1 protein-coding gene is annotated in these 794 nt (G+C 59.6%); it reads right to left on the reverse strand.

The window, feature by feature from the left end; all coding sequences use genetic code 11:
* Positions 1-794, reverse strand: a 794-nt coding sequence (locus JFN88_RS16265; RefSeq protein WP_199020320.1) for an AMP-binding protein, incomplete at both ends; no start/stop codon positions are given.

The following is a 794-nucleotide window of genomic DNA, read 5'->3' on the forward strand; positions in this document are numbered from 1 at the left end:
TCGATCCGGTAGCCCCGGATTTTCACCTGGTGATCCATCCGCCCCAGGTACACGATTGTCCCGTCCGGCATATATTTCGCCAAGTCTCCGGTACGGTACAGCACTTCCGATCCGGCCTCCCCGTAAGGGTTCGCGACGAACTTCTCCGCTGTCCGCTCCGCATCGCCCACGTACCCGCCGCCTACTTGTGTCCCCGCGATACACAACTCCCCCGGTGCGCCTACCGGCACTAATCCCAGCTCTTCATTCAAGATATACAGCCGGGTGTTCGGCGTCGGACGTCCAATCGGCACCGGATTCCCTTCCAGAGAGCGCATATCCGGCATCCGGTGGTAGACCGTAACATCCGTACACTCTGTCGGACCATAGGTATTGACCACTTCTGCACGACAAGCCTCGGCTGTTGTCCACGGCGACAGACGGTCCGGCGCGATCGGCTCCCCCCCGAGGAAGACATGCCGCAGCGTTCCCAGTTGGCCGTAGCCATGCGGTTCCGTCTCATCCACTAAGGGATAGAAGGCGCTCGGCGTTCCATTGAGCAGCGTAATGCCATGCTGTTCAATCAGCTTCGCCACTTCCCGCGGATCGTAAGGGCCTGTCGGCAGCAGCACCAGTTGACCGCCTGTCACCAATGGCGCGAAGATATTCTTCTGCGTCAAATCAAAGCTTGGCGAGGTGATCAGCAGCACACGGTCGGCTTCGGTCATGCCGAATTCTCCGATGTACCACTGCATCAGGTTGGCAAAACCCCGGCGGTATACGCTCGCTCCCTTCGGAAGTCCGGTTGATCCTGA

The organism is Paenibacillus roseus, assembly GCF_016424485.1.
Classification (GTDB): Bacteria; Bacillota; Bacilli; order Paenibacillales; family Paenibacillaceae; genus Paenibacillus_D; species Paenibacillus_D roseus.